The 25,328-nt window shown below is 68.3% G+C and carries 26 protein-coding genes; 14 read left to right on the forward strand and 12 right to left on the reverse strand.

Annotated elements, in window-relative coordinates; genetic code table 11:
* Positions 1-105 precede the first annotated feature (105 nt).
* The gene (locus BKN51_RS26920) at positions 106-483 is read left to right on the forward strand and encodes a RidA family protein (RefSeq protein WP_233222978.1); all 378 of its coding nucleotides are present in this window, start codon (positions 106-108) and stop codon (positions 481-483) included.
* A gap of 141 nt (positions 484-624) precedes the next feature.
* Here BKN51_RS26920 and BKN51_RS26925 read toward each other — a convergent pair whose 3' ends face one another.
* Positions 625-1,329 carry an SDR family NAD(P)-dependent oxidoreductase gene (locus tag BKN51_RS26925; protein ID WP_101610290.1) on the reverse strand — a complete coding sequence of 235 codons (705 nt, stop codon included), beginning with the start codon at positions 1,327-1,329 and terminating at the stop codon, positions 625-627.
* Between the two features lie 93 nt (positions 1,330-1,422).
* Between BKN51_RS26925 and BKN51_RS26930 the strand changes: the two genes are divergently transcribed.
* From BKN51_RS26930 to BKN51_RS26940, 3 genes are read left to right on the forward strand one after another with little or no spacing between them, the layout of a single operon-like run.
* Positions 1,423-2,028: a TetR/AcrR family transcriptional regulator gene (locus BKN51_RS26930; protein WP_101610291.1), complete on the forward strand. Its 606-nt coding sequence runs from the start codon at positions 1,423-1,425 to the stop codon at positions 2,026-2,028.
* Positions 2,029-2,085: 57 nt separating this feature from the next.
* Positions 2,086-2,670 (forward strand): hypothetical protein, encoded by a 585-nt coding sequence (locus BKN51_RS26935; RefSeq protein WP_101610292.1) that lies wholly within the window; start codon positions 2,086-2,088, stop codon positions 2,668-2,670.
* Between the two features lie 28 nt (positions 2,671-2,698).
* Positions 2,699-3,274, forward strand: coding sequence for a hypothetical protein (locus BKN51_RS26940; protein WP_101610293.1), 576 nt, complete (start codon positions 2,699-2,701; stop codon positions 3,272-3,274).
* Between the two features lie 107 nt (positions 3,275-3,381).
* Here BKN51_RS26940 and BKN51_RS26945 read toward each other — a convergent pair whose 3' ends face one another.
* From BKN51_RS26945 to BKN51_RS26980, 8 genes are all read right to left on the reverse strand, one after another.
* Positions 3,382-4,287, reverse strand: a complete 906-nt coding sequence (locus BKN51_RS26945) for an SDR family NAD(P)-dependent oxidoreductase (RefSeq protein ID WP_101610294.1) — start codon at positions 4,285-4,287, stop codon at positions 3,382-3,384.
* 66 nt (positions 4,288-4,353) lie between these two features.
* The gene (locus tag BKN51_RS26950; protein WP_101610295.1) at positions 4,354-5,544 is read right to left on the reverse strand and encodes an ATP-grasp domain-containing protein; all 1,191 of its coding nucleotides are present in this window, start codon (positions 5,542-5,544) and stop codon (positions 4,354-4,356) included.
* Positions 5,541-6,599, reverse strand: a complete 1,059-nt coding sequence (locus BKN51_RS26955; RefSeq protein ID WP_101613476.1) for a cysteine synthase family protein — start codon at positions 6,597-6,599, stop codon at positions 5,541-5,543. The genes BKN51_RS26950 and BKN51_RS26955 overlap by 4 nt, the downstream gene beginning before the upstream one ends.
* A gap of 5 nt (positions 6,600-6,604) precedes the next feature.
* Complete coding sequence (locus BKN51_RS26960) at positions 6,605-7,588, reverse strand: ABC transporter substrate-binding protein (protein WP_101610296.1); 984 nt, start codon at positions 7,586-7,588, stop codon at positions 6,605-6,607.
* Complete coding sequence (locus BKN51_RS26965; RefSeq protein ID WP_101610297.1) at positions 7,585-8,373, reverse strand: ABC transporter ATP-binding protein; 789 nt, start codon at positions 8,371-8,373, stop codon at positions 7,585-7,587. The genes BKN51_RS26960 and BKN51_RS26965 overlap by 4 nt, the downstream gene beginning before the upstream one ends.
* Positions 8,373-9,467, reverse strand: coding sequence for a FecCD family ABC transporter permease (locus BKN51_RS26970; protein ID WP_101610298.1), 1,095 nt, complete (start codon positions 9,465-9,467; stop codon positions 8,373-8,375). Before BKN51_RS26970 ends, BKN51_RS26965 begins: the two co-directional genes overlap by 1 nt.
* Positions 9,448-10,188, reverse strand: coding sequence for a class I SAM-dependent methyltransferase (locus BKN51_RS26975; RefSeq protein WP_101610299.1), 741 nt, complete (start codon positions 10,186-10,188; stop codon positions 9,448-9,450). The genes BKN51_RS26970 and BKN51_RS26975 overlap by 20 nt, the downstream gene beginning before the upstream one ends.
* 146 nt (positions 10,189-10,334) lie before the next feature.
* Positions 10,335-11,336 carry an XRE family transcriptional regulator gene (locus tag BKN51_RS26980; protein ID WP_335645050.1) on the reverse strand — a complete coding sequence of 334 codons (1,002 nt, stop codon included), beginning with the start codon at positions 11,334-11,336 and terminating at the stop codon, positions 10,335-10,337.
* 590 nt (positions 11,337-11,926) lie between these two features.
* Here BKN51_RS26980 and BKN51_RS26985 point away from each other — a divergent pair.
* The 8 genes from BKN51_RS26985 (at position 11,927) to BKN51_RS27020 (ending at position 21,307) form a co-directional block, all read left to right on the forward strand.
* Positions 11,927-13,345: an FAD-dependent oxidoreductase gene (locus tag BKN51_RS26985; protein WP_199192899.1), complete on the forward strand. Its 1,419-nt coding sequence runs from the start codon at positions 11,927-11,929 to the stop codon at positions 13,343-13,345.
* Positions 13,323-14,432, forward strand: coding sequence for a hypothetical protein (locus BKN51_RS26990; RefSeq protein WP_101610301.1), 1,110 nt, complete (start codon positions 13,323-13,325; stop codon positions 14,430-14,432). Before BKN51_RS26985 ends, BKN51_RS26990 begins: the two co-directional genes overlap by 23 nt.
* On the forward strand, positions 14,429-15,619 hold the full coding sequence (locus tag BKN51_RS26995) for a hypothetical protein (protein ID WP_101610302.1): 1,191 nt from the start codon (positions 14,429-14,431) through the stop codon (positions 15,617-15,619). Before BKN51_RS26990 ends, BKN51_RS26995 begins: the two co-directional genes overlap by 4 nt.
* Positions 15,620-15,721: 102 nt before the next feature.
* Positions 15,722-17,059: a UDP-glucose dehydrogenase family protein gene (locus BKN51_RS27000; RefSeq protein ID WP_101610303.1), complete on the forward strand. Its 1,338-nt coding sequence runs from the start codon at positions 15,722-15,724 to the stop codon at positions 17,057-17,059.
* 74 nt (positions 17,060-17,133) lie between these two features.
* Complete coding sequence (locus BKN51_RS27005) at positions 17,134-18,552, forward strand: MFS transporter (protein WP_101610304.1); 1,419 nt, start codon at positions 17,134-17,136, stop codon at positions 18,550-18,552.
* A gap of 31 nt (positions 18,553-18,583) precedes the next feature.
* Positions 18,584-19,576 (forward strand): isopenicillin N synthase family dioxygenase, encoded by a 993-nt coding sequence (locus BKN51_RS27010; protein WP_101610305.1) that lies wholly within the window; start codon positions 18,584-18,586, stop codon positions 19,574-19,576.
* A gap of 105 nt (positions 19,577-19,681) precedes the next feature.
* Entirely contained in the window at positions 19,682-20,077 is a 396-nt protein-coding gene (locus tag BKN51_RS27015; RefSeq protein ID WP_233223028.1) for a YciI family protein, read from the forward strand.
* Positions 20,078-21,307, forward strand: coding sequence for an RNA polymerase sigma factor (locus BKN51_RS27020; RefSeq protein WP_101610307.1), 1,230 nt, complete (start codon positions 20,078-20,080; stop codon positions 21,305-21,307).
* Positions 21,308-21,654: 347 nt separating this feature from the next.
* Here the strand turns inward: BKN51_RS27020 and BKN51_RS27025 are convergent, their stop codons facing one another.
* Positions 21,655-22,470 (reverse strand): DUF11 domain-containing protein, encoded by an 816-nt coding sequence (locus BKN51_RS27025; RefSeq protein WP_101613478.1) that lies wholly within the window; start codon positions 22,468-22,470, stop codon positions 21,655-21,657.
* A gap of 257 nt (positions 22,471-22,727) precedes the next feature.
* Complete coding sequence (locus BKN51_RS27030; protein ID WP_101613479.1) at positions 22,728-23,399, reverse strand: nitroreductase/quinone reductase family protein; 672 nt, start codon at positions 23,397-23,399, stop codon at positions 22,728-22,730.
* 118 nt (positions 23,400-23,517) lie between these two features.
* Between BKN51_RS27030 and BKN51_RS27035 the strand changes: the two genes are divergently transcribed.
* Positions 23,518-23,952, forward strand: a complete 435-nt coding sequence (locus tag BKN51_RS27035; RefSeq protein WP_101610308.1) for a MarR family winged helix-turn-helix transcriptional regulator — start codon at positions 23,518-23,520, stop codon at positions 23,950-23,952.
* A gap of 172 nt (positions 23,953-24,124) precedes the next feature.
* Complete coding sequence (locus BKN51_RS27040; RefSeq protein ID WP_101610309.1) at positions 24,125-24,451, forward strand: YciI family protein; 327 nt, start codon at positions 24,125-24,127, stop codon at positions 24,449-24,451.
* Here BKN51_RS27040 and BKN51_RS27045 read toward each other — a convergent pair.
* On the reverse strand, positions 24,448-25,275 hold the full coding sequence (locus BKN51_RS27045; RefSeq protein ID WP_233222976.1) for a class I SAM-dependent methyltransferase: 828 nt from the start codon (positions 25,273-25,275) through the stop codon (positions 24,448-24,450). The two genes, BKN51_RS27040 and BKN51_RS27045, sit on opposite strands and share 4 nt — an antisense overlap.
* Between the last annotated feature and the right edge of the window lie 53 nt (positions 25,276-25,328).

Genomic DNA, 25,328 nt, shown 5'->3' on the forward strand with positions numbered 1-25,328 from the left:
GCCACCACACTCAACTCGAAAGTCCGGGCATCACCTGAACGTGTTCGATCATGGGTGAGACGAAGTCGGTTCCGCTCCGGCCGTCACTGTGCTTTCGTTCGGATCATGACTGAGCGGGTGAACATCTCCTCCGGTGGGGACTTCGAGCGGATTTTCGGCTACAGCCGGGCGGTACGCGTCGGCGAGCACATCCACGTTTCCGGTACGACGGCGCGTGAGCCGTTCCGGTCGGGCGACGCGTACGAGCAGGCGTCGGCCGTGCTTTCGATCATCGAGACCGCGCTGCGGGAGGCCGGTTCGAGTCTCGCCGCGGTGGTGCGCACGGTCACCTACGTGACCGACATCAAGGACGCCGACCTGGTGGCGCGGGCCCACCGCGAGGCCTTCGGCGACGTACTGCCCGCGGCCACCATGGTCGAGGTCTCGGCGTTGCTCGACCCGAAGATGAAGGTCGAGATCGAGGCCTACGCCATCGAGAAGTAACCGAGCCCAGGTCAGGCCTCGTGAGTGGTAAGGACGGCTAGATGGTCGCAGGTCCGTGAAGGCCTTTCCCCAAGTACATGAAGGCCCCCTTCCTTGCGCCTGGCGCAAGGAAGGGGGCCTTCATGTACTGCAGGGGCGAGGTCACCTCCCGAACGACCCGACCAGTGCTTCGGGAGCCTCACGCGTCGCGTAGAGCTTCCAGAAAGCGTCGGCGAAGACATCCGGGTGGATCACCTCGGGTTCGAAGTCCAGCGGGCTCGAGGTGAGCACCCGATGCGGGACGCTGCCCTCGATCAGCGCCCCGATGTTGACGGCTCCGGCGTAGACGCCCTTCTCGGCGAGCACCGCGTTCAGGTTGTGGAAGTAGTTCCGCAACGCCGCCTGCGCCATGCCCGCGTTGCCGAGGAACGGCGCCGGGTGCAGGCCGGATTGGCCCGCGGTGAACAGGATCGCGCCGTCGCCGCGCTCGGTCATGGCGGGCAGGACCGCCCGCACCAGCGCCACCGCCGACACCAGGAACCGGTCCAGGATCAGCCGCAGGTTCTCCGGGTCGACGTCGAGCACCGGCGCGATGCCCTCGCCCATGCCCCCGCCGCCGGGGTTGAACGCGACCGCGTCGATCTGGCCGATGGCGGTGACAGCGGCCTCGATCTGGGCCGGTTCGTAGACGTCGGCGACGTGTCCGCTCGCTTCGATGCCGTCGCCGTCCAGTTCGGCGACGAGCGCGTCGAGGTTCTCGGTGGTGCGCGCGACGAGGGCGATCCGGAAGCCTTCGCGGCCGAAGCGCCGGGCGAGCGACAGTCCCAGCACCGGTCCGGCGCCGAAGATCGCGAGCGTCTTGGTCATATGTCCTCCCAGAAGCTTAAGTTGAGGATGCCCTCAACTTCTTCGAAAGTACACACAACTTGAGGCCACCTTCAACTTGACTACCATGTCGTCATGAGAAAGGACGCCCAGCGCAACCGCGACCTGCTGATCGAGGCCGCCAGGGGGCTCTACGCGGCGCGCGGCCTCGACGTCGCGCTCGAAGAGATCGCCAAGACCGCCGGCGTCAGCATCGGCACCCTGTACAACCACTTCCCCCAGCGCGCGGATCTGGTGAACGCCGTGTTCGCCGACCGGACCGAAACCGTCGCGAAACTGGCCGAGCACGCGCTGTCCCTCGACGACGCCTGGGCCGGGTTGACCTCCTTCTTCGAACGGATCTGCGAACTGCAGGCCGCCGATCGCGGCTACAACGAACTGGCCTCGACGCGGCCGCCCTTGGCCGAGGATCTCGAACGCGGATACGAACTCATGACCCGCGTCGTCGAGCGCGCAAAGGAGAGCGGAGCCCTGCGCGCCGATCTCACCCTCGAGGACATGGCCTTCGTGACGTGGGGGATCGCGCGCACCGTGGAGGCGACCGCGGCCGTCCGGCCGGAGGTCTGGCGACGCCATCTCGCCCTGCTGTTCGACGGGATGCGAGCGCCCGCCGCGACCCCGTTGCCGGAACCGCCGATGCTGCCCGCGGAACTGGCGCGGATCATGGGCGACTGCGGCTGAAGCCCTCAGGCAACCCCCGGCCCCTCCGGAACGTGTTCACCCCGGAGGGGAGATCCGATGAAGACGAAAATTCTGCTCGTTTCCCTGGTGGGGGCCCTGTTCGCGACGGCGGCGTGTTCCGGGGAGCCGCCACCGGCGCCCGTGACGGTCACCGCCACCCCGTCGTCCACGGTGCCCGCGCCGCCCGCCGGGCCGGACGCCAAGACCGTCGCGTGGCTCGACGGGGTCTGCGGCGCGGTGTACGGCTTCATGAAGGCCCACGACGAATACTCGCGCAAGCAACAGTCCGGGGTCGAAGTGACCCGCAACGCGCTGAAGGAAGAACTCGGGATCCGAGCGGGATTCGCGGGCAAGACGGTCGACGACCTGAACGCGCTGCCCGCATCGCCGATCCCCGGCGGTGACGCGGTGAGGAAGTCCCTTGTGGACCAGTACACCGCGGCACGGGACGCGGCGGCCGCCGGGAAGCAGCGTTTGGAGAAGTCCGGGAACGAAGCCGCCATGGACGCGGCGATCAAGGCGATGGACGCCGTCCAGAAACCGGTCACGGACACTCCCGATCTCATGCCCGCACTCAAGATCGAGACGCAGGAGCTGATGGCCGCGGCGGCCGCGGCCAAGAACTGCGCGTCTCCCCACTAGCCGGAGCGTCACCCGCGAACGGAGTCCCATGAAGCCGAAAACCCTGCTTGTTCCACTGGTAGGGGCCCTGTTCGCGGTGACAGCCTGTTCGGGAGAGGCACCGTCCGCTCCGCCGACGGTCACCGTCACGCCAACGTCCACCGCGTCCGAACCGGACGTCCGGACGGTGGCCTGGCTGGACGGGATGTGCGGCGCGATCTACGGCTTCGTGAAGGCCAGCAACGAGCACGCGAGCAGGCAGAGTTCCGGCGTCGAGGTGACGCGGCCCTGGCTCAGCGACAACCTCGGGGTCCGCGCTCAGCTGGCGGGCAAGGTCGTCGAGGAACTGAACGCGCTGCCCGCGTCACCGATACCCGGCGGGGACACGGCGAAGAAGTCCCTTGTGGACAGTTACACGACGGCGCGGGACGCGGCGGCGGAAGGGAAACGGAAGCTGGACTCCTCCCAGAGCCAGACCGCGCTGGACGCCGCGCTCAAGGCCCTGGAGTCGGCGCAGAAGCCGCTCTTGGAGACCACCGACCCGTTCGCGTCGGTCAAGATGGAGACACCGGATCTGCTGGCCGCCGTGGCCGCCGCCAAGAAGTGCGTGCCCGGCGCCTCGTGAGCTGCTCCGCCTCCGCTCGATTGTCGCGCGACCGCGAGGTTCCCCATGTCGCATTTGAGTCGCTGAGCGTCTCGAATGCGACATCGGGAACCTCAGCCGGGCGAACCTCAGCTGGGCGGGGTGGCTCCGGGCGGCATGACCATCGGCCGTCCGGTGTTCAGGCCGCCGTCGACGAGGACGGAAGTCCCGGTCAGGTAGGCGAAATCCGGTGACGCCAGGGCGAGAACGGCCGAAGCGATCTCCGCGGCCTCACCCATCCGCGGCAGACCGTGGACGTTCAGCGGCCCCCAGGCCTGTTTGAACTGCGCCCACAGGTCGTCCGGGATGCCCGGCGGGCGTACCAGCCGGGTGTCGGTCGTGCCCGGGTCGATCGAAAGCACCCTGATCCCCTTCGCGCCGTAGTCCAGCGCGGCCGCGCGCACCAGACCCTGCACGGCGCGTTTGCTCGAGGTGTAGGCGGCGTGCCCCGGACGGGTCTGCTCGGCCTGCGCCGACGCGGTGCAGACGATCACCCCGCCGCCCGCTTTCAGCAGGTGCGGAACCTCGTACTTGATCGAGAGGAAAACGCCGCGCGCGTTGGTGCGCTGCACGTCCTCCCACTCGTCGACGGAGATCTCGTGCAACGGTTTGCCGAGGTGGATTCCGGCGTTGTTGAACGCGATGTCGAGCCTGCCGTACCGGCGGACGACACCGTCCACGAACGCCTGGACCTGTTCGGGGACCCGGACGTCCGCCCGGAGATAGGTCGCCTTCCCGCCCGCGCGCCGGATCTCCCGTTCGACCTCGCGGCCGAGTTCTTCCCGCCTGCCACAGAAACCGACCTTGGCACCGGCCGCGGCGAAGGCGATGGCCGCCGCCCTGCCGATGCCCGACGTCGCCCCCGTGACGATCACGACCTTGCCCGAGAACCGCCGGCGGTTCTCCTGTGCCGTGGCGGTGTTCCCGGCCAGCATCGCGACACCGGCCGCCGCCGCGCCCCCGAGCACGGCGCGCCTGCCCACTGCTTCGCCCATAGTCCCTCCAGATGGATAGCTCTACTTCCCAAAACGGAAAGTAGAGCTATCCATCTGAGAGGATTCTCAAGAAGTGATCTCCGGCGTGATCCCACCCGCCGCCGCGAGCGCGCGATGCAGCGCGAGCTCCGCCGTCGGCCCTTCGGCCAGCACGATCCCCGTACACGACCGCTGATCCGCGAGGTGCCGGATCTCGTCACCGGGGCTCGCCGTCGGGTACCACTCCGGCGCGCCGGGCAGGCCGGACAGGCGGTCGAGCCCGGACCAGCCAGTCAGCACGCCTTCCACGGCCGGGTACGCCAGGACGAACGCGACGCCCGGTCCCCCACCGATCTCCCGCGTGAGCAAGGCGGGTTCCTCGCCCAGCGCCATCGAGATCATCGCGGAATAGACGTTGGTGTCCAGCGACCGGCACAAGGCCTCGCCGAGCATCGCCCCGCCGATCCGGATGTTGATCTCGACGACCTCCGGCCCCTCGATGGTGAGGACGAACTCGGTGTGCGCGAAGCCCTGCTCGTGTCCGGCGGCCTTGAGCACCTGGCCGATCCAGTCGGCCAGTCCGGCGTACTCGGTCTCGGGGAAGGCCACCGGGAACGCGGCGGCTTCCTCGCGCCGCACGGGTTCGGGCGAAAGCTGACGGGAGAGGATCCCGAGCAGCCGCGTCCTTCCTTGCCAGGTGACGGTTTCCGCGCTGTAGAGCGGACCGGCGAAATACGGTTCGGCGATCAGGTGCCCCTTGAGCGGCGTGTCCTTCGCCTCCCGCCTGGCCTGCTCGAGTTCGGCCGCGTCACGGACGAGCCACACCCCGCGCGACGACGTCCCCGATGAATCCTTGACCACCAAAGGGAATCCGAGCTCCTCGGCGATCATGACGGGTACCGGGCGGCCGCGGGTGAGCCCGTGGTCGTACAGCAGATCGCGCACCGCACCCTTGTCCCGCAGCACACGGACGGCCGCAGCGTCCGGACCGGGCAGGCCGAGCCTGGCGGTGAGTTCCGCGCCCGGCAATGCCCAGGTGTCGGTCGAGTTGATGATCCCGGCGAGGTCCGGGATGGCACGCAACGCCGCTTCGCAGGCCGCGATGTCGGTGGTGTCGATGTCGACGACCTCGACCCTGTCCGGCCCGAGGGTGCCGAGTTCGTAGCGGTAGATGTCGCGGTTTCCGGTGAACAGCACCAGTTTCCGCCCGGCTTCCGCCGCCGCGTCGGCCAGCCTGCCGAGGCCGAAGGTGAGTGCTTCCAACAGGACGACGGTCATGACACCCGCTCCTTCCGGTACGACAGCTGCGAAGGTATCCCGAATTTGCGGCGGCGCCACTCCATCGCCGCCCACGGCAGGGCGAGGTCGTCGAGTGAGGCGATCTCCCGTGGCGCGAGCCCCGCCGGGTCGACGGCTTCCCGGTGCCGGGCGAAAACCCTTGCCGTGTAACGGTGCCCGGTGTCGGCGCCGATGACGACATGTGTCCGGTCCGGATTCCGCGCCGCCTCCCAGCCCGCGACGAGGTACGCGGCGCCGGTGGAAAGCCCGGCGAAGACGGCGTGGTCGCGCATCAGGCCGACGGTCGCGGCCATGGCGTGCACGAAGTCCAGCCAGTGGATCCGGTCGTACAGTTCGTGATCGACGTTGCCGAACGGGATGGCGGAGCCGATGCCCGCGATGATCGCGTCCGGATCGGTGAACCGTTCACTGCCGAAGGTGACGCTCCCGAACGGCTGGACCCCGGTCAGGCGGACGTCCGGATCGCGTTCGCGCAGCGACCGGGCGATCCCGCCGGTCGACGCGCCGGTGCCCACGCTGCCGACGACGGTCAGCGGCCCGGACGGCAGCGCGCGGGCGACGAGATCGGCGACCTCGCCGTAGCCGAGGTAGTGCACGGGATCGTGATACTGGCGCATCCAGTGCATGTCCGGATGGCGCTCCAGCAGCTCGTGCACGCGCGCGACCCGGCGCCGCTGGTCGAGGCGGAGGTCCTCGGACGGCGGCATCTGGTCCACCGTCGCGCCCAGGATCTCCAGTTGCGAACGCATGGTGAGGTCGACGGTGGTGGACGCGACGATATGGCAGCGCAGACCGTAGCGGTGACAGGCCATCGCCAGCGCGAGCGCGTAGATCCCGCTGGAACTGTCGATCAACGTCTGTCCTTTTCGGACGGTGCCGTCGGCGAGCAGCGACCGGACGGCGCCGAGCGCCGCGTAGACCTTCAGGGTTTCGAAGCGGATCAGCACGACGTTCGGCGTGAGCCGGATCAGCGCCGGTGTCTTGATCGCGTCGGTGACGTGCTCGTGGACCAGAGGGGCGGTCTCGACGGGCATCGCGTTCACCGGCCGATCGATCGGAGGTACGCGGCCAGGGACTCGGCGCCCGCGGCGTTACGCGGTCCGCTCACGAGGTCCCCGTAGGAAACGACGTGGAACCGGTTGTCGCGCACGGCGGGCGTGTTCTTCAGCTGTGGCGCGGATTTGATGAACGCGATCTTGTCCTGCGCGGGCTGGTCGGCGTAGTCCACCACGACGATCACCTCGGGTTCGGTCTTCACCACCGCCTCCCAGCCGACGCTGCCCCAGCCGTCCTGGAGGTCGCGGAAGACGTTGGTCCCGCCCGCGGCGTCGATGATGTCGTTGGGAGCGGCGTGTTTCCCGGAAGTGAAGGGTTGGTCGGTGCCGGAATCGTAGACGAACACCTTGGCGGGCGGGGTCTTCGGCGCTCCGGCGCGGACCTTGTCGAAGCGTCCCTTGAGTTCCGTGACCAGTTCGTCGGCCCGCTGGCGGACGCCGAAGATGTCGCCGAGATTGCGCAGATCGGTGTAGAGCGCCTCCAGCGGTGTCACCTCGGCCTTCGCGCCTGCGTAATCCCAGCAGGTCTCGGTGTGCAGATAGCTGCGGATGCCGACCTGGTCGAGCAGCTTCGGGGTGATCCCGCGCTCCTCGCTGAAGCCGGAGTTCCAGCCGGCGATCACCCAGTCCGCCTTGGCGTTGACCAGGATCTCGCGGGTGACCCGGGAAGTGCCGAGCCGTTCGACCTTGGCGTAGTCGTCCTTCCACGGCGAACCCGCGATCGACGGGTCACCGAGCGAATTCATGACGTAGCCGCGCATCCGGCCGGCGAGCCCGAGCGCGAACATCTTCTCCGCGCCGGAAACGTCGTAGGCCACCGGACGCTGCGGCGCCGGGAAGGTGACCTGCGCGCCGCAGTTGGTCACCGTGGCCTGTGCCGGTGCGGCCGGTCCGGCCTCGACCTGGGCGCCACAGGCGCTCAGGAGCAGCGCCGCGGTGAAGAGCGCGATCACCCTGGACGGCTTCATCGTGAGATCCCCTCGGTTTCTTCGGCGGGAAGGTCGTAGAGCAGCTGGAGGGCGCCGGTCACGGGATGGGTCACCTGGGTGACCTCCACGCCGAACACCGCGCGGACCGTTTCGGGCGTGAGCACTTCGGCGGGGGTGCCGCAGGCGGCGAGCGATCCGCCGCGCAGCAAGGCGATCCGGTGGCAGACGGCGGCGGCGAGGTTGAGATCGTGCAGGGCGACGAGCACGGTGAGCCCGCAGTCGCGCAGGAACTTCAGCAGTTCCACCTGGTGACGGACGTCGAGGTGGTTGGTCGGCTCGTCGAGGACCAGCACCTCGGGTTCCTGCACGAGCGCCCTCGCCACCAGGACCCGCTGCCGTTCGCCGCCCGAAAGCGTCAGCACACTGCGCTGGGCGAGATGAGTGATGTCCAAGCGCCGCAACGCTTCCCGGCACAACGCGCGTTCGCGGGCCGACAACCGGAGGTTGCCGCGCTGATGCGGCGACCGGCCGAGCGCGACGACCTCCTCGACGGTGAAGTCCAGATCCGCTCGGCTGTCCTGGGTGAGCGCGGCGATCCGGCGGGCGGTGTCGCGCAGGCTCTGCTCCGCGAGATCGGTGCCGTCGAGCAGGACGGCGCCGCCGGACGGCGTCAGCGCCCGGTAGACACAGCGCAACGCCGTCGACTTACCGCTTCCGTTGGGACCGAGGAGGCCGAGGACCTCGCCCGCGCCGACGTCCAGCCGCAGCTCGCGGATCAGCGTCGATCCGGCGACCTCGACGGAAAGGTCCTTCAGGGACAACATCAGCGGCCCCCGAACGCGTAACCGCGGCGCCGCATCACCACGAGGAAGACCGGGACGCCGATCAGCGCGGTGATCACGCCGAGCGGCAGTTCCTCGGGCGCGACGAGGGTGCGGGCGAGCAGGTCGACCCACACCAGGAAGACCGCGCCCACCAGCGGCGCGAGCGCCAGCACACGGCGATGTCCCGAACCGGCGACCATCCGCACCACGTGCGGCAGGACGAGCCCGACGAACCCGATCGAGCCGCTCACCGCCACCAGCAGGCCGGTGACGACCGCGGTGAGCAGGAAGAGCCAGCGGCGCAACACGGCCGCGTCGGTGCCGAGGCTCATCGCGGTTTCGTCGCCCATGGACAGGACGTCGAGCGCGGTGCCGTAGCGCAGCAGGACCACGATCGCGACGGCCACTCCGAGCGCGGCCAGCGGCAGTGATGCCCAGGTCGCCGCGCCGAGGCTGCCGAGCAGCCAGAACAGCACGGTCTGCGCGGCCTGGCCGTTCGGCGAGAGGTAGACGAGCACGCTCATCACGGCCTGGAAGGCGTAGGTGAGCGCGACCCCGGTGAGCACCAGGCGCAACGGCGTCAGGCCGAATTTGCTGCGGGCGGCCAGATAGACGAGCGCCGTCGCGCCCAGCGCCCCGAGGAAGGCGGCGGTCGACAACGCCAGCACGCCGAGCCCGGCGAACAGGCCGAACACCACGACGGCGGCGGCGCCGACCGAGGCGCCCGAGGAGATCCCGAGGACGAACGGATCGGCGAGGGCGTTGCGGACCAGGGCCTGTACCGCGACCCCGACCACCGCGAGTCCCGCGCCGACCACGGCCGCGAGCAGCACGCGCGGGGTGCGGACCTGCCAGACGATCGAGTACCCGGTGACCTCGTCGCCGGTGATGGTCCCGCCGGTGATCGCCTTTCCCAGGTAACGCAGGACATCCGGGAGGGCGACCGTGGTCGGGCCGAGCGCGATGCCCGCGATCAGCGAGATCAGGAGTGCCGCCGACAGCAGGATCACCGGTCCGGTGAGCCGCAGCGGGCGGGCGGTTCCTTCGTCGGGCTCCGCGAACAGGCGGAGCGTTTCAGCCGGCACGTTCACCACGCACGATCAGGCGGCGCGCGTGGTTGTCGTAAGGCGAGCCGTCGAAATCGCCGAAGCACTCGACGTCCGTGAACCCCGCCGTCTCGAACAGCGCCTTCAGTTCCGCCGCGCTGTACAGGAAGGACAGGATCGACGCCTGCTTCGCTTCACCACCGCGGACCAGGGTCCAGTCGGTCTTGAGCCGGGACCAGTCGTCGAGGATGGTGTCGCGCATGAACACCGTGCCGCCGTCGATGTCGACCGCCTTCGGGCGGCCGACCCAGCCGGCCAGCACCTCCTTGCCGAGCACGTCGATCAGCAGCCTGCCACCGGGCGCGAGGCTGGCGTGGGCGTTGCGCAGCACGGTGAGGTTGTCGCCGGGCTCGGTGAAGTAGCCGAACGACGTGTACATGTTGACGATCAGGTCGTACGCGCCGGGCTCGACGTACTCGAGCATGTCGGCCTGGATCAGTTTCGCGGCGACACCCGCGTTTTCGCAGGCCTCGCGCGCGCGTTCGAGCATGGCCGGGCTGAGGTCGACGCCGGTCACGTCGGCGCCTTTCCTGGCCAGCGGCACGACGTGGATCGCCGGGCCGCAGGCCAGGTCCAGCACCTTCGTCTCTTCGGTGACCGCGAGCAGCGGCGACGTGGCCGTCAAGCGTTCGGCCTCTTCGGACCGGCTGGGCGGGAACATCACGTCCGCGAAGCCGACCCACAGGTCGTCGTCCTCGTACCAGTGCATCTCTCTCCGCTCGCCGGGCCGCACGATTCAGCCCCACAAGTCGTCGGGAAGCCGTCCCTGGTTCCCGGCTTTCCCAGCTTTCTCGTGGAGTGATCACGGAGGTACGGATCGGCACGCTTGGTTAAGATGCGAGTGGTCTGGACCGGTCAAGGGGGCGGGATCAGGTCGATGAGGAACAACTGGTCGGGCGCGCCGGAGCAGCGTTCCCGGACGACTTCGGTCCCCGCGGCGGTGTCCTGGTCACGCAGGCCGAGACACTGGCTGGTCCCGACGGGGCTGATGACGTATTGGGCCGCCTCGGGCGGGCCTGCCGGTCCGATGGTGAACAACTGGTCCGCACTGTCGTCGCCACAGTCGTCGCGGGGTTCGATCAGGTCGTGTCCCATTCCCTCGTTGACGACCGTGAGGCAGCCGACCCCGGTGTCCGGATGGTGCCACTGGATCTGCACGGCGTTCACGTCCCCGACGGGGTCGATGAACACGCGGGGCGAGGTGGCCTCCCCACAGGGTTGCTGGGCGACGACGGTTCCCGAGTAGAGCTGGGTCCGGTCCTTTCCCTCGGCGAGACAGAACTCGGGCGAGCGGGCGGGCCGGATCTGCGCCCAGCTGCCTATCTCGCGGAGGGCGAGCCCCGGCACCGTGGCCTCGGCGACCTTGTTCTTCGAGGACGTGTTGAAGGGCCAGGTCAGATATCCCAGCGCGCCGACGAGGACGATGCCCACGATCGCGACCACGATCAACGGCGCGCGCCAGCGCTGCCAGCGCCGCGGTTCCGGCCGCGCGACGGCGCTCACCACCTCGTCGCCGGCGATCCGTTCCTCGACACGCGGCGGGCTTCCCAGCGCGATGCGTGTCCTGGCGTCGAGCCACCGCCGCACCTGCTCGTCACTCAGTCCGCACGCGCGCGTGAACGCTTCGACGAAGGATTCGCGAGGCAATGTGGTGCGGCCGAGAGTGGTCGCGATCGTGCTCGCCGGAAGCGCTCCCCCGAGTTCTGCCGCCTTTCCGGACAACTGCCGATAAGTCAGTCCGGACCATGTTCTCAATACGCGCAGTGCCGCTGTGAACTCAGCCGGTGAAGTGGCCGGGTCCGGTGGCGGAACTTCTGTCGGCGACTCCCCGTCGTCGCCCCCCTCTTCAACGATCATCGCTCTAGATTGACTGAGGCCGTCTCGGCCGCGATACCGCCAATCAGCGGCGCCGGAATCTGCTGTTCGGGCGCGCTCGAACGGTTTCGAACAAGCCCGAACTGGCCGAAGGTTGCCCACGCGCTGGTCAGGAAGTCAGGCTGACCTCTGTTGGTCCCACATCGACCGCACCGGGGGAGGCGCGGAAATGGCTGGGCTCCGAAAGTGAGCAATCGAAAAGAACCGGCGGGATCATCGTCAGTGCCGACGGGAAACTCGACGGAAACACCAGGGTTACCTCGGAAGGCATCCACGGGAATTCCCGCTTTGAAGACCGGGTGACGCTCGTCGCCACCCGCATGGGGGAAGCGATCAGGCCTGCTCGGAGGGTGAACGAGCGCTCGTCCGCTCGATCCCGGCGGCGGATCGACAGTTCGCAGACATCGGTGTCCCGAATAACTACGCCGAATCGGTGACAGTGAGCCGATAACGGTGAGTGCGGACACCGTCACTCAGCATGCCTGCCGGCGGCCCGGCTCGAAATCGGTCGATCAAAAATGGCGAACACCGGATTACCTGGAGCGTTGTTGATGCACAGCGGGCAAAGTGATGTGACCGAGAGGCAGGTCGTCATTGTCGGAGCGGGTAATGCCGGTCTCTGTGCGGGTATAGCCGCACTACAGGCGGGCGCCACCTCCGTCACCGTCCTCGAAGCCGCACCGAAGGAACTGCGCGGCGGGAACAGTTCCTTGACCAGGACCATGCGTTTCTCTTGGCAAGGAAGATCATTCATCTCCGGCCTGCTCCGGGAGGCCGACAAAGACCGGGCCGAAGAGATACTGGCCGGCCGATCGGAATACACGGACGAGCAGTATCTCGGCGACTGGTTGCGGGTATCCGGAAGTCAGGTGGACGTCGCGCTGATCGAATCGATCATTCGCCGTTCGACGGAAACGATCACCTGGATGCGCGATTTCGGCCAGCGCTGGGCACCGAGGCCGACTCCCCTTCCCGGCGATGTGCCGATCGTTCTCGACGGCGGCGGCCAGAGCCTCCAGGACCGGAACTTCGCCCAGTTCGACCAGCTCGGCGGAACGGTCTTGTACGACAGCGCCGTCACCGGCTTCGAGAAGACCGACGGCGACCGGTATCTGCTCCACGGATCGGGGCCCGCTTTCCCGATACTCGCCGACGCGCTGATCCTGGCGTCGGCCGGCTTCGAGGCGAACACGCGGTTGCGTGAACTCCACCTCGGAGAGGACTGGCGGGACGTCAAGCTGCGGGGTGTCCCGTTCAACGAAGGCGCTCCGCTGGCGGCGGCCGTCGAACTCGGCGCAGACACCGCGGGCAACTGGGAAAAGTGCCACACCACGCCGCAGGGCGTGAAACTGCCCGACTACATGCTGCCGGGGCAGATGCACAAATCCCACGGCCTGGCCAGGTACGCCTTCCCGCTGGGCGTCGTGGTCAACCGGGAAGGGCATCGGTTCTTCGACGAGTCCGGCTACAGCAACCTCACCTACGTCACGCTGGGACAGAAGATCCAGGAGCAGCCGGGGAAGATCGCGTTCCAGATCTTCGACGACCAGGTCGTCGCGGCGGGCGCGCTCCCGGACGGCTACCTCGGTGACCCGGCGGCGGTGAGTGTCTCCTCGATCGAGGAAGGCGCCCGGCGGCTCGGTATCGACGCCGCGACCCTGACCGCCGAAATCCGGCGCCTGAACTCCGATCGAACGCCGAAACGCCTCGACACGCCTCCGTTCCTGTTCGTTCCGGTGGTCTGCGGCCTGACTTTCACCTACGGCGGGCTGTCCGTGACCGCCGACGCCGAAGTCCGTGGCGGCGGCGAACCGATCAGCGGCCTCTACGCGGCGGGCGTGATCGCCGGTGGCCTTTACGACCAGGGATATCCGGGCGGCACCGGGTTGATGGCGGGAGCCGTGCTGGGCCGGGCGGCCGGTACGTCCGCCGCGGGCCACGCCCTTCGGTCGAGGGGAGGCAAAGCCCATGCGGTCACCGTCGCCGACTGAACGGGAGATCGTGATCGTCGGACTCGGCAAGATCGGGTCGCTGTATGCCGCGTGGTACGGCGAAGCGGGTCACCGGATCCGCACCGTCGACACCGGGAACAGCGCCGACTGGGACCGGGTGGCCCGCGTGCCCGATCCCTCCGGCGTCGATGCCTGGGTGGTCGCCACACCGACCGCCACCCATCTTTCCGTCGTCGGAGAAATCCTGCGGATACAGCCGGATGCCCGCATCCTGCTCGAGAAACCGGCCTGCTACCCGGAAGACCTCGCCGGTCTCCAGCGCGTGATCCGGCGGAATCCCCGTGCCCGGATCATCGTCAACGACGTCTACTCCCACAGCGAGGCCGTGCGGCACTTCGCGGAGTCGGTGCGGAACCTCGGCGAAGCCGATCCGATCAAGAAGATCACCGTGGAGTTCACCAAGAACCGGGAGCTCGACGTCGCGAACGGCAGGTTCGTCGACACCCAGTACGGCGAAGCCGGCTACGAGGGTTTCCACATGTTGAGCATTCTGCGCGCGATCCTTCCGGCCGAGCAGTATCGGACGTATCTGCGCACGGTGCCGATGTCGGTGACCGCCGAAATGCGGGTACGGACCTTGGCCGCGGGCCTGCCGGAAATCGAGCTCTACACGTCATCGACCGGCACCATCGCCTTCGCCGGTCTGGCTGGATTCGCGTTCTCCGAGGGCGTTTCGAGGAGTTACCTCACCCCCGCCGTCATTCCGTACGGGTCCGAGTTCCGATATCGCTTCGCCGACGTGGAACTCGCTTCCGGCGAACACGTCACCCTGGTTTTCGAGCCGTTCTTCGACTCGGAGCCCGACTACAAGAACCTGCACGTCGTCAACGTCCGGAACGCCACGCGGCGTTCCGTGATCGCCGTCAACCATTTCAAGGAGGCATTGCTGGCCCAGCTGGAACTCTTGCACCGCATCGACGAGGGCACCACGGCGATACGGCCTGCCGAGCACCGGTTCCTCGCGGCGCTGGGTTCGGCCATGTTCACCGGAACCTTTCCCCGCACCACGGAAACCGATCACCAGGAAAACGAAGAGAAGTTCGCACGAATTGGGAGCGAAGCATGACGCAGATCATCGAAGACCTTTCGACGCTGTTGCGACCGGCCAAGGACATGCTGGCCGAAGTATCGGACAGGGAAGCGGCAGTGGCCCAGGTGACGAGCCAGATCAAGAACGACGACGCGGCCCGCGCGTTGTTCGCGCAGGTGTGCCGTTTCGAAGCTCCCTTCACCGCGAGCTGGGTCCACGGACCCGGTGACGATTCCCCTTACCTGTCCTTGGAGCTGGCCGCGGCGTCGCTGGACGACGACCGGTATCGCGCCCAGCTCGCCGACATCGTGCTGTCGACGTCGACCTCCATTCCCTTCGACTACCGGGCTCTGGCGGCGGAGAAGCTCGTCCAGGTCGGAGCGGGCGAGTTCACCGGCGCCCTCAAGGAGGTCGTGGACTCGTACGAGCCGCTGCCCGTCCGCGGCCTGCAGGCGAAGATCGCCGTCCCCACCGACGGCATCGATCACCTTTTCGACATCCCGGACACGGTGACCGGCAGGCTCAACATCCTGATCGCGGCCAGCAGGGCGAAAACGCTGGAGAGCCGGTACCTGCTCGCTGGGCGGGTCCTCGGGAACGGGGTCGCGGAGACGGCGCCGGCGGGTGAGCCGGAACGGCTGATCCTCGAGGACGTCGGGACGACCATGGTGTCCCCTTTGGACTACCTGGTGCCGTGGGACCAGGAGTTCCCCGGTGAGAACGGCAGCAACCTCACGCTCGCGGAGTTGATGCGCATCACGCTGATGTGCGGGGAATTCCAGCTTCCGGACACGACCGTGCGGCCGATCCTGGTCGACTTCTACCGCTCGGTGCTGCGGACCGGCGGCCGCTCGATCATCGGCCTCGCGGCCGGTGTGTTCCATGTGGAGCACGGCACTCTCGCCACGCCCTCGTACTACTACCAAGGCCGCGACGCGATCCTCGGCAAGGGCTGCGTGATCGACTGCGTCGGCGGGGCGGTCCTGCAGGCCGGTTCGTTCCTCGGCGGGGGCTACATGCCCATCCTGATCCACACCCACAAGCACATCCGCAAGAGCAACCAGGCCGCCGCCTCGGAGCGGAAGCAGATCCTTCCGTGCATCTTCGCGGCCGAGGCGGGCGCTCGCTATCCGATGGACGCGATCGGGCTGTTCGAAACGGTGGACTACCTCGGCAGGGAAACCCCCTACGAAGGCATCCGCGCGATCCCGCACGCGAAGTAACGCGTCCGAACACGAAGTCCGCATCTCTCGATGCCACCGGGCAGGACGGCTCCGTCCTGCCCGGTGGCATCGAAAACAGGAGGGTCAAAGGGAATGAGTGCAATGTTCGGGACCAAGGTCGCCGTGATCGGCGCCGGTTATGTCGGGTTGACCACGGCCGCCTGCCTTTCGTCACTGGGACATCAGGTCGTGTGCGCGGATGTCGACCGGGAAAAGGTCGACGCCTTGAGCCGCGGTGAGGCGACCATCCGGGAGCCGGGTATCTGCGAGCTGGTGGTGGACGGGCTGGCGTCCGGCAGGCTGGGATTCGTCCTCGGCGCGAGCGCGGCGGTGTCCGAGGCGAGCATCGTGATCCTGTGCGTGCCGACACCGATGAGCGCCACCGGTGCGGCGGATCTGACGACGCTGGAGTTCGTCGTGGCCGAGGTGCGGGAGCTGCTGGCGCCCGGATGCGTCGTGGTGAACAAGTCGACGGTTCCCGTCGGCACGGCGGCCCGTGTCGCGGAACTGATCGATCGGGCGGACGTGGCCGTCGTGTCCAATCCCGAGTTCCTCCGCGAAGGGTCCGCGGTCCACGACTTCCTGAACCCCGACCGGATCGTGGTCGGTTCGGCCGATCGTGACCCGGTCTCCGCCCAGCGTGTCGCCGACCTGTACGGGAAGCTCGACACTTCCGTGCTGGTGACCGATTCCGCGAGCGCCGAGATGATCAAATACGCGTCCAACTGCTACCTGGCGACCCGTCTGTCCTTTGTGAACACCGTCGCCGAGTTGTGCGAGTACCTCGACGCGAATATCGACGACGTGACACTGGGAATGGGGTACGACGAACGGATCGGCAAGTCCTTCCTGCGGCCGGGTCCGGGCTGGGGTGGTTCCTGCCTGCCGAAGGACACTTTCGCGCTCCTGCACACCGCGGAGTCGGCCGGCAGCGATTTCGCCCTGCTGCGGGCGGCGATCGAAACCAACCTGAAGCAGCAGGAACTGGTGGTCGACAAGGTGCGCAAGGCCGTCGGCGGCGATCTGGCCGGCGCCCGGATCGGCCTGCTGGGCTTGACGTTCAAGGCCGGGACGGACGATTTGCGGGACTCCCCGGCGCTGGCGGTCGCCGGGCGGCTGGCCGCCGAAGGCGCGGAACTGTTCGGCTACGACCCCAGCGTCCACGCCCCGGTGCCGGGAGTGACGGACGGTGTGCGGATCACGGGAACCGCCTATCACGCGGCGAACGGCGCGGCGGCGATCGTGCTGCTGACCGAGTGGCCGGAGTTTCGCGCCCTCGACTGGGCGCGGATCGCCGACCGGCTCGACGGCCGGGCCGTCATCGACACCCGGAACCTCCTCGACCCGCTCATCGTGGCCGGGACGGGCCTTTCCTATCAGGGCATCGGCCGCCCGGCGGTCGTGCCACGCGCCGGTGACATCGTCCGGCAGGCAGGCTGACCGGGGGTGGACGGCGAGCGACCCGCCCCCGGGCCTCACTCGTCGTCCCCTCGCCGTCGAGGACGGGACGACCGATGACGAAGCGAGTCAAGCCCTGGTCCGCGCTTTTCGCGCTGTGCCTGGGTTTCTTCATGGTCATGCTGGACATGACCATCGTGAACACCGCGGTGCCGTCGATGGTGCGCGAACTCGGTACCGAACTGACCGCGGTGATCTGGGTGACCAGCGTGTACCTGCTCGCCTACGCCGTTCCGATCCTGCCCGCCAGCAGGCTGGGTGACCGGCTCGGTCCGAAACGCGTCTTCGTCGCCGGGCTCGTGGTGTTCACCGGGGCGTCCTTGTGGTGCGGGCTTTCCGGTGACGTGGAAACCCTGATCGCCGCCCGCGCGGTACAGGGTCTCGGCGCCGCGCTGATGACGCCGCAGACGACGGCCTTCATCACGCATCTGTTCCCGCCGGACGAACGCGGCCCGGCACTGGGGGCCTGGGGCAGTGTCGCGGGCGTCGCCATGATCACCGGTCCGGTGCTCGGCGGTGTGCTCGTCGACCGGTTCGGCTGGGAATGGATCTTCTTCGCGAACGTTCCGATCGGACTGCTCGCCCTGGCGCTCACCGCCGTCCACGTGCCCGACTGGAGACCGGGGAACTCGCACCGCTTCGACGTTCCCGGCATCCTGCTCTTCGGCGCGGGTCTCGTCTGCCTCGTCTTCGGAATCCAAAATGGACGGACTCACGGATGGGGGTACGCCGGGGCGGGAGTGCTCCTGCTGGGCGCTTTCGTCCTGTGGCAACGGGTCAACCGCCGCGAACCGCTGCTGCCGTTGCGGATCTTCCGCAACCGCGACTTTTCCCTGGGGGCCGCGACAGCGGTGCTGGTCGGGTTCGCGATGACCAGCACGCTCCTGGTGCTGGCCATCTACCTGCAGTCGGTGCTCGGCATGTCCCCGACCGACGCGGGCCTGCTCACCGCGCCGCTGGCCCTGATGTCCGGCGCCGTCGCGCCGTTCGCGGGACGGTTGTCGGACCGGACGCACCCCAAGTACCCGCTGATGTTCGGCCTGTTCTCGCTGTGCGGCGGCCTGTGCGTCCTCTCGCTGGTGATCATCCCGGCGAGTTCGCCCGCGGCGCTGATTCCCGGGCTGCTGTGGTGCGGTCTCGGTGTCGGCTTCATCTTCTCCCCGATGAGCAACGTGACCATCAACTCGGTCGAGCGGTCGCTGGTCGGCAGCGCGTCGGGCATCTTCAACACGGCGCGGCAGATCGGCGGGGTCCTCGGCGGCGCGGCCGTCGGTTTGGTGCTGCAGGCACGGACCAGTGCCCCGATGGCGGGCAGGGCGAACGAGGCCGCGGACGCGGTCAAGACCGCCTTCCTGCTCCCGATGGGCGTGCTGATCCTCGGGCTGCTGTGCTCGGCCGCCTTGCGCCGTTCCCGGCGGGAACCGCGGCCGATCGGGCAGGACGGATCGCCCGATCGGATGACCGCGGCCCCGTGATCACCGGCTCCGTCCTGGCTACCGTCGTCTCATGACCCTCGTACCGACGATCGACCTGAGCGGCTGGGACGACGGAGACCGCGCGGAGCTCGCGCACACCGTCGACGAGGCTTTGACGCGTGTCGGGTTCCTGCAGCTCGTCGGGCACGGCATCCCGCGGGCGACGATCGACGGGATGCGCGAAGCGACAGCCGCTTTCTTCGCTCTCCCTGTCGAGGAGAAGCTCCGCTCCGCGCCCGCCGACCGCGCCTCGGATCGCGGGTACGCGGCCGAAGGCACCGAAGGGCTGGCGTACAGCCTCGGCGAGACGACGCCGCCCGACCTGTCGGAGTCGTTCGTGATCGGCGCGGAAGACATCGACGGTGAGGACCCGTACGGCTTCTTCGTGCCCAACATCTGGCCCGGTCTGCCGGAAAGCCTGCGGCCGGCGCTCACCGCCTACGAGGCGGAAGCACACCGCGTCGCGAAGGTCCTGCTGGAGATCTTCGAGCAGGCACTCGGACTCCCCGGCGGCTACCTGGGGGCGTACACCCGGCATCCGACGCGCACCTTGCGGGTGAATCACTTCGAACGCCGCGCCGGGGCGCCCGCACCGCTGCCGGGACAGATGCGGCTCGGCGCGCACACCGACTACGGCATCGTCACCGTCCTGTACGCCGATCCCGTCCCCGGCCTGCAGATCCACGGTCCCGACGGCGCCTGGCACGACGTCGTCCCCGCCGAAGACGCGCTGGTGGTGAACCTCGGCGACCTCACCGCGCAGTGGACCAACGACCGCTGGCGCTCCACGCTGCACCGGGTCGTGCCGCCGTCCGGGCCCGGGCCCTCGCGGCGCCGGAGCGTGGCGTTCTTCTTCGACGGTGATCACGACGCGCTGTTCGAATGCCTCCCGACCTGCCACTCTCCCGGGAATCCGCCGAAATATCCGCCGGTCCTCGGCGGGGCGCACCTCTACGCCAAGATCACCGGCGGGCGGACCCTCGAACCGGCCGACGCGATGAACACCGCCGCCGACCGCGGCTGAGGGAGAATTCCCGGCGAACGATGTCCGGTCCTGTCCGGCGGCTCCGACGTCTCCGGCAGAAGGCACCGAAACGGTGCCCGCCGAGAGGAGACAACCGTGAAGTACATGATCATGATGTTCGGGTCGCAGCAGGATCTCGACGGCATCGGCGGCAAGTGGAGCGCGGACGAGGTCACCGCCCTGCACGAGTTCATGGCCAAGTGGAACAACGACCTGGTCGAGTCCGGGGAGTTCGTCGACGCGCAGGGCCTTTCCCAGCCGGCGCACGCCCGCCGCGTCTCCCTGCGTGACGGCGCGCCCGTGGTGACCGACGGGCCGTACGCCGAAACGCAGGAGGTCCTGGTCGGCTACACGACCGTCGACTGCGCGAGCTACGACCGCGCGACCGAGATCGCGGCCAAACTGGCGGCCACCCCGCATCCGGAAGGCACCGACTTCGGCCGCGAGTGGTACGTCGACATCCGGCCGTGCGCCGACAGCTTCGAAGAACTGGAGCTCTAGGTGCCGGACAGCGGCGTCGAGGACCTGCTGCGCACGCTTTCGCCGCAGGTCCTCGGCGCCGTCGTCCGCCGCTATGGTCACTTCGACCTGGCGGAAGACGCGACACAGGAGGCGCTTCTCGCGGCCGCGGCGCAATGGCCCGCGGAAGGGCGGCCCGATGATCCGCGCGCGTGGCTCATCACGGTCGCCTCGCGGCGGCTGACCGATCTGCTCCGAGCCGAGCAGGCGCGGCGCCGTCGCGAGGACACCGTCGTCCAGCGGACGTTGCCCGAGGAACACCTCGCGCCCGCGGCGGACCGGCGGGCGGCAGACTCCGACGACACGCTCATCCTGCTTTTCCTGTGCTGCCACCCGTCCCTGTCACCGGCGTCGCAGATCGCGCTGACGCTCCGGGCCGTCGGCGGCCTCACCACGGCGGAGATCGCCCGCGCGTTCCTGGTCCCCGAAGCGACGATGACCCGGCGGATCAGCCGCGCGAAGACGGGCGTCAAGACCAGCGGCGTCCCGTTCGGCATGCCACCGGAAGCCGCGCGGGCGGCGCGGCTGGACGCGGTCCTCCACGTGCTGTACCTGATCTTCAACGAGGGTTACGCCAGCACGTCCGGCCCCGACCTGACGCGGAGTGAGCTGTCCACCGAAGCCATCCGGCTGACCAGGATCGTCCACCGGCTCCTGCCGGAGGACAGCGAGGTCACCGGACTGCTGGCGCTGATGCTGCTCACCGACGCCCGCCGCCCGGCGAGGACGGCGCCGGACGGTGCGCCGATCCCGATGTCCGAACAGGACCGGAGCCGCTGGAATTCCGGGTACGTCACCGAAGGGATCGCGCTGCTGTCCGAGGCGTTGCCGCACGGGCCGACCGGGCAGTTCCAGATCCAGGCCGCGATCGCCGCGCTGCACGACGAGGCGCCGACTGCCGAAGAGACCGATTGGCCGCAGATCGAGGCCCTCTATGACCTTCTGCTGCGGCTCTCCGACAATCCCGTGGTGGAGCTGAACCATGCCGTCGCGGTCGGGATGGCCCGAGGTCCGCGAGAAGGGTTGACGGCCTTGGAAAAGCTCGGTGACCGGGTTTCCGGTGACCATCGGTTCCACGCCGCCCGCGCGCATCTGCTCGAACTGGCCGGGGACCCCGCGGGCGCCGTCGAGTCCTATGTGGAGGCCGCCCGGCGTGCGACGAACCTGCCGCATCAGCGCTATCTCCACGCTCGCGCCGCCCGCCTGCGCTGAGGAGGGGTCGCTCTCAGGGCGGGTGTTGCGAAAGCCACCTTCGCAACGCTGAAGGTTGGGAACAAGGCTTTCGCAACACCGTCGCCCCGAACGACCCCCACGCCCGACTGCCCGAGTCCGGTCGGGTTGGTCGTGAGTGGCGTTCGGGTTCTCTTGAGGGCAACCCAAAAGGCGGCGCCGTGTCTGCACCCAACGTGATCTAGGGCGTGACTCGCGTGATTGGGGCCGGATCTCACGTGATCGCTACCCGATCACGCGTGAACGCCCACGCCGCTCGCCTGCGCTGAGGTACGTGAAGGCCCCCTTCCTTGCGCTAGACGCAAGGAAGGGGGCCTTCACGTACTTGCCTAGCAGCTGAGCAGGAGCCCGGTGATCGCGGTGCAGGTCGACGACGCGGTGTTGTTGGCCGCGTTCGGGTCGGCGACGGAACTCTGCGTGATCTTCGCGGTCGTCTTGACCGGTCCGATGGTCAGCAGTCCGGCGGCCACCGTGAACTTGGCCGTGCCGCTGGTGCCGGTCGCGAGCGACGAGAAGTCGCAGTTGACGACCTTCGAGCCGCTCGGGTTCGAGCAGGTCGACGAGCCGGTGAAGCGCAGCCCGTTGCCCAGTGTCGACGCCACCCGGATACCGGACGCCGCGCCCGGACCCGCGTTGGTGACCTTGACCGTGTACTCGATCGAGGACGTCAGGATCCCGCGCGGGGACGCGGTCAGCGTGACACCGAGGTCCGCGGCGCTCTGCGCGCCGGTGACGGTCAGCACGGGGCCGTCGAGGATCTCGAAGCTGTAGTTGTCACCGACGAACTGGTGCTGCAGGGTGACGCTGCCCAGCGGGGCGTCGTCCTTGACCCGGAAGGTGAACAGCACGGTCTTGCTCTGGCCGGGGGTCACGGTGCCGACCCCGCCGCGGATGCTGCCGCCGAGCATGTCGCAGGCGAACGCGCCGGGACAGGACACCAGGTCGACGATCCCCGGAAGCGAGGATTCCTTGCCGTAGAGCGTCGCCTTGCCGCCCTCGATGGTCGAGGTCGCGTCGGCGTTGTAGACGGTTTGCGAGACGGTGAACGTCTGTCCACGTTGGACAGTGGTCGGCGAAACCTCCACCGCGCTGGTCGGCGGTGCCGCGAGGGCGGAGGCGGGCGCCACGAGCATGATCGTGGCCACCGCGGCCACCAAAGACAGAACTGAGGCTCTTCGAAGCTTCATCGGTTCTCACAATTCCGGTCGGGGGCGTCGCGCCGATCGGTGCGGACAACGATCAGTCGCCCAGGAACGGACATTCGTTACCGGTGTCTCCCGCCGGGTGGCCCGGAGTTCTCACCCGCTCGGAGTAACCCCGCCGCGTGTTCCCAGGTCCGGAAGACGCGGGTTCGATCAACACCGGCATCGCCTCGTTTCCAAGCTGTGACAGAACGGGCCGTTCACGGGGACGGCGTTCCCGCTTCGCGGAGCGCCGGGAGCAGATTCGCCTCTTCGTAGGCGAAGTGTTCCTCGAGTCCATTCGCGACCCGCTCGAACTCCTCACGCAGTGCGGCGGTTTCGAGTTCCCCCTTACCCTGCAGCAACCCGTCAAGATCGAGCAACGCGCGGGACACGGTTTCGTGCTCTTGGCGCAGCCGGGTCAGGGCCGGCGCGAGTCCGGGATACGCCTTTTCGATCGCCGTGAACGCCCCGTCCTCGCGAAGATGGTGCATCCGCAGGCCGTTGCAGAAAGTGACACAATGACCGAGCAGCCCGCGCCGCACTCCCGGCCGTCCCCGCACCGGCTCGCCGTCGAGTTCGGCCCGCGCTTCCGCCAGCGCCTTCCGGAGCTCGTCGTGGTGGACGAGCAACTGATCGGCGATCGCCCGCCCGCGGGCGGCATCGACCTCCAGCAGATGCAGCACGAAACCCCGCTCCCCGCCTTCGAGCGGCACGGCATACGCGGCATGCGGAACCCCGTCGATCCCGAGTGTCGCTTGTGGACTGACGAGAAGGTCGCGATACCAAGGAGAATCGGCATCCGGCGCGTACGCCAGATACCGGCTCCCGTGACTGCGACAGGCGACGGAGGTCGTGCGGGGACGCCCCGTCCCGGCGTCCATGGTGGTCATCGACAGCGATTCCACGGTACTCCCCAGGTAGCATCGTCCTGAAAGCCATTTTGCTTTGCAAGCAAAGCCTCTTTGCTTGCAAAGCTATCCAGGAGGGTGCCCGGTGTCAACCGAGGACATGGAAGCCGACGACGCCGTGCGCGCCTTGCTGCTGCTCATGCCGCGGATGGTCGGCCGCGCGAAGCGGATCAAGATCCCCGACGAACTCCAGTCGCTGTCGCTGGCTCCGCGTCACTTGTCGCTGCTGTCGTACCTGCTCTTCGACGGTCCGATGACGGTGAACGAGCTGGCCGAACGGCTCGAGGTCGCCCCGACCACGGTGAGCCTGATGGTCGGCGAACTGAGCAAGAAGGACGTTCTGGACCGGCGTGAGGACGAGGCCGACCGGCGTCGGCGGATCGTCGCCATCACCGAGCGCATGCGGCCCGCGATCGACGGCTGGCTCGCGCAGGGCGCCCGCGCCTGGCAGAAAGCGCTCGCCCCGCTGACACCGGCGCAGCGCCGCCTGTTCATCGACACGCTTCGGGCCTACGAGGACGGGCTCACGGACTAGGCCGCGTCCTGCAAGTCTTGTTCGCGGTCTCCGCGCCCAGGCGGCCCCTGACGGCACGGGCAGACGCGGCCGAGTGCGACCCGGTACGAGGCCGATCCGCCCGCACCGCCAGGAACCACCTGGATCACGAAGCCCATCGAACAGACTCACAGGACACGACCTAGGAGAACCGGTGCGATACCTGCTCATGCTCTGCGGGGACGTCGGCGACGAAACGCCCGACACGGACATCACCGAGCCCTGCCGCGCCTGGCGCGAAGAGCTGACGCGGCGCGGGATGCGCGTCGACGGGATGGGCCTGCACGCGCCGGAGTCGGCGACGACCGTCCGCGTCCGCGACGGCAAGGCGCTGCTCACGGACGGCCCGTTCGCCGAGACGAAGGAACAGATCGGCGGCATCACCGTCCTCGACTGCGAAAGCCGGGAACAGGCCGTCGAGGCGGCGAAAAGTCATCCCTGGGCCGCGATCGGGACGATCGAAGTCCGCGAAATGCTCTAGCCGGTGATCCGGACGGTGACCTGGTTGTCGGCGTAGGTGTAGGCCACGTATTCGAATTCGGTGCCGGTGCGTTCGACGTATTCCAGCCACGCCCGGTGTTCGTGCCGCTGCCAGCCGGGGTAATTGAAGAACTCGTCGAAGTGCACGATGCTGCCCGGCCGCAGACGCGGGCCCGCCAGGTCGAGTACGGTTTTCGCCGAGCTGTACAGATCACCGTCCACGTGAAGGAAATCGACGGCACCTTCGTGCCGCTCGAGAAAACCGGGAAGCGTGTCGGCGAAAAGACCGACGACGAGTTCGGCGCCGGGGACGTCCGGCAGATCTTCGCGCGCGAACGAACCGGCGGGCATCCCGTTGAGCCAGTTCTCCGGCAGGCCCTGGAACCAATCGAATCCGTAGGTTTCGGCACCGCCGCGCGCCTTGGCGATCACGCGCAGCGTGTTCCCGCTCGCGACACCGAATTCGAGGGCCATTCCCCCTGACGGGGCAAGGGAAAGCGCGTACGCGAGCGTCGCTTGTGGACGGGCGAAGTGGCGGGTCCCGGTCAGGTGCTCGCGGGCGAACCGGTTGCTGTCCCGCGCCGCGTCCTGATCACCGGCGTAGATGATGTCACGACGGCTCCGGATTTCGAACTCGATGACGCGATCGAAACAGCGATCTCCTTGCCGGACGATCTCCGCGCGCAGTTCCCCGGCGACCCGGTTCAGCTCCTCGGTATAAGGATCATGGAATCGCCGGGCGAGCCGGTGCAGGCCCCGGCCGAGAGTGCCGCGGGCCGATCGGCCCAACGTGTACAGGGCTGAATGGGGTACCAGGTGACGCATTCCGGGACGATACACCAGCACCATTCGGGTGAACGGACTCAGAACATCGAGGG

The sequence above is a fragment of the Amycolatopsis sp. BJA-103 genome, assembly GCF_002849735.1.
Lineage (GTDB): Bacteria > Actinomycetota > Actinomycetes > Mycobacteriales > Pseudonocardiaceae > Amycolatopsis.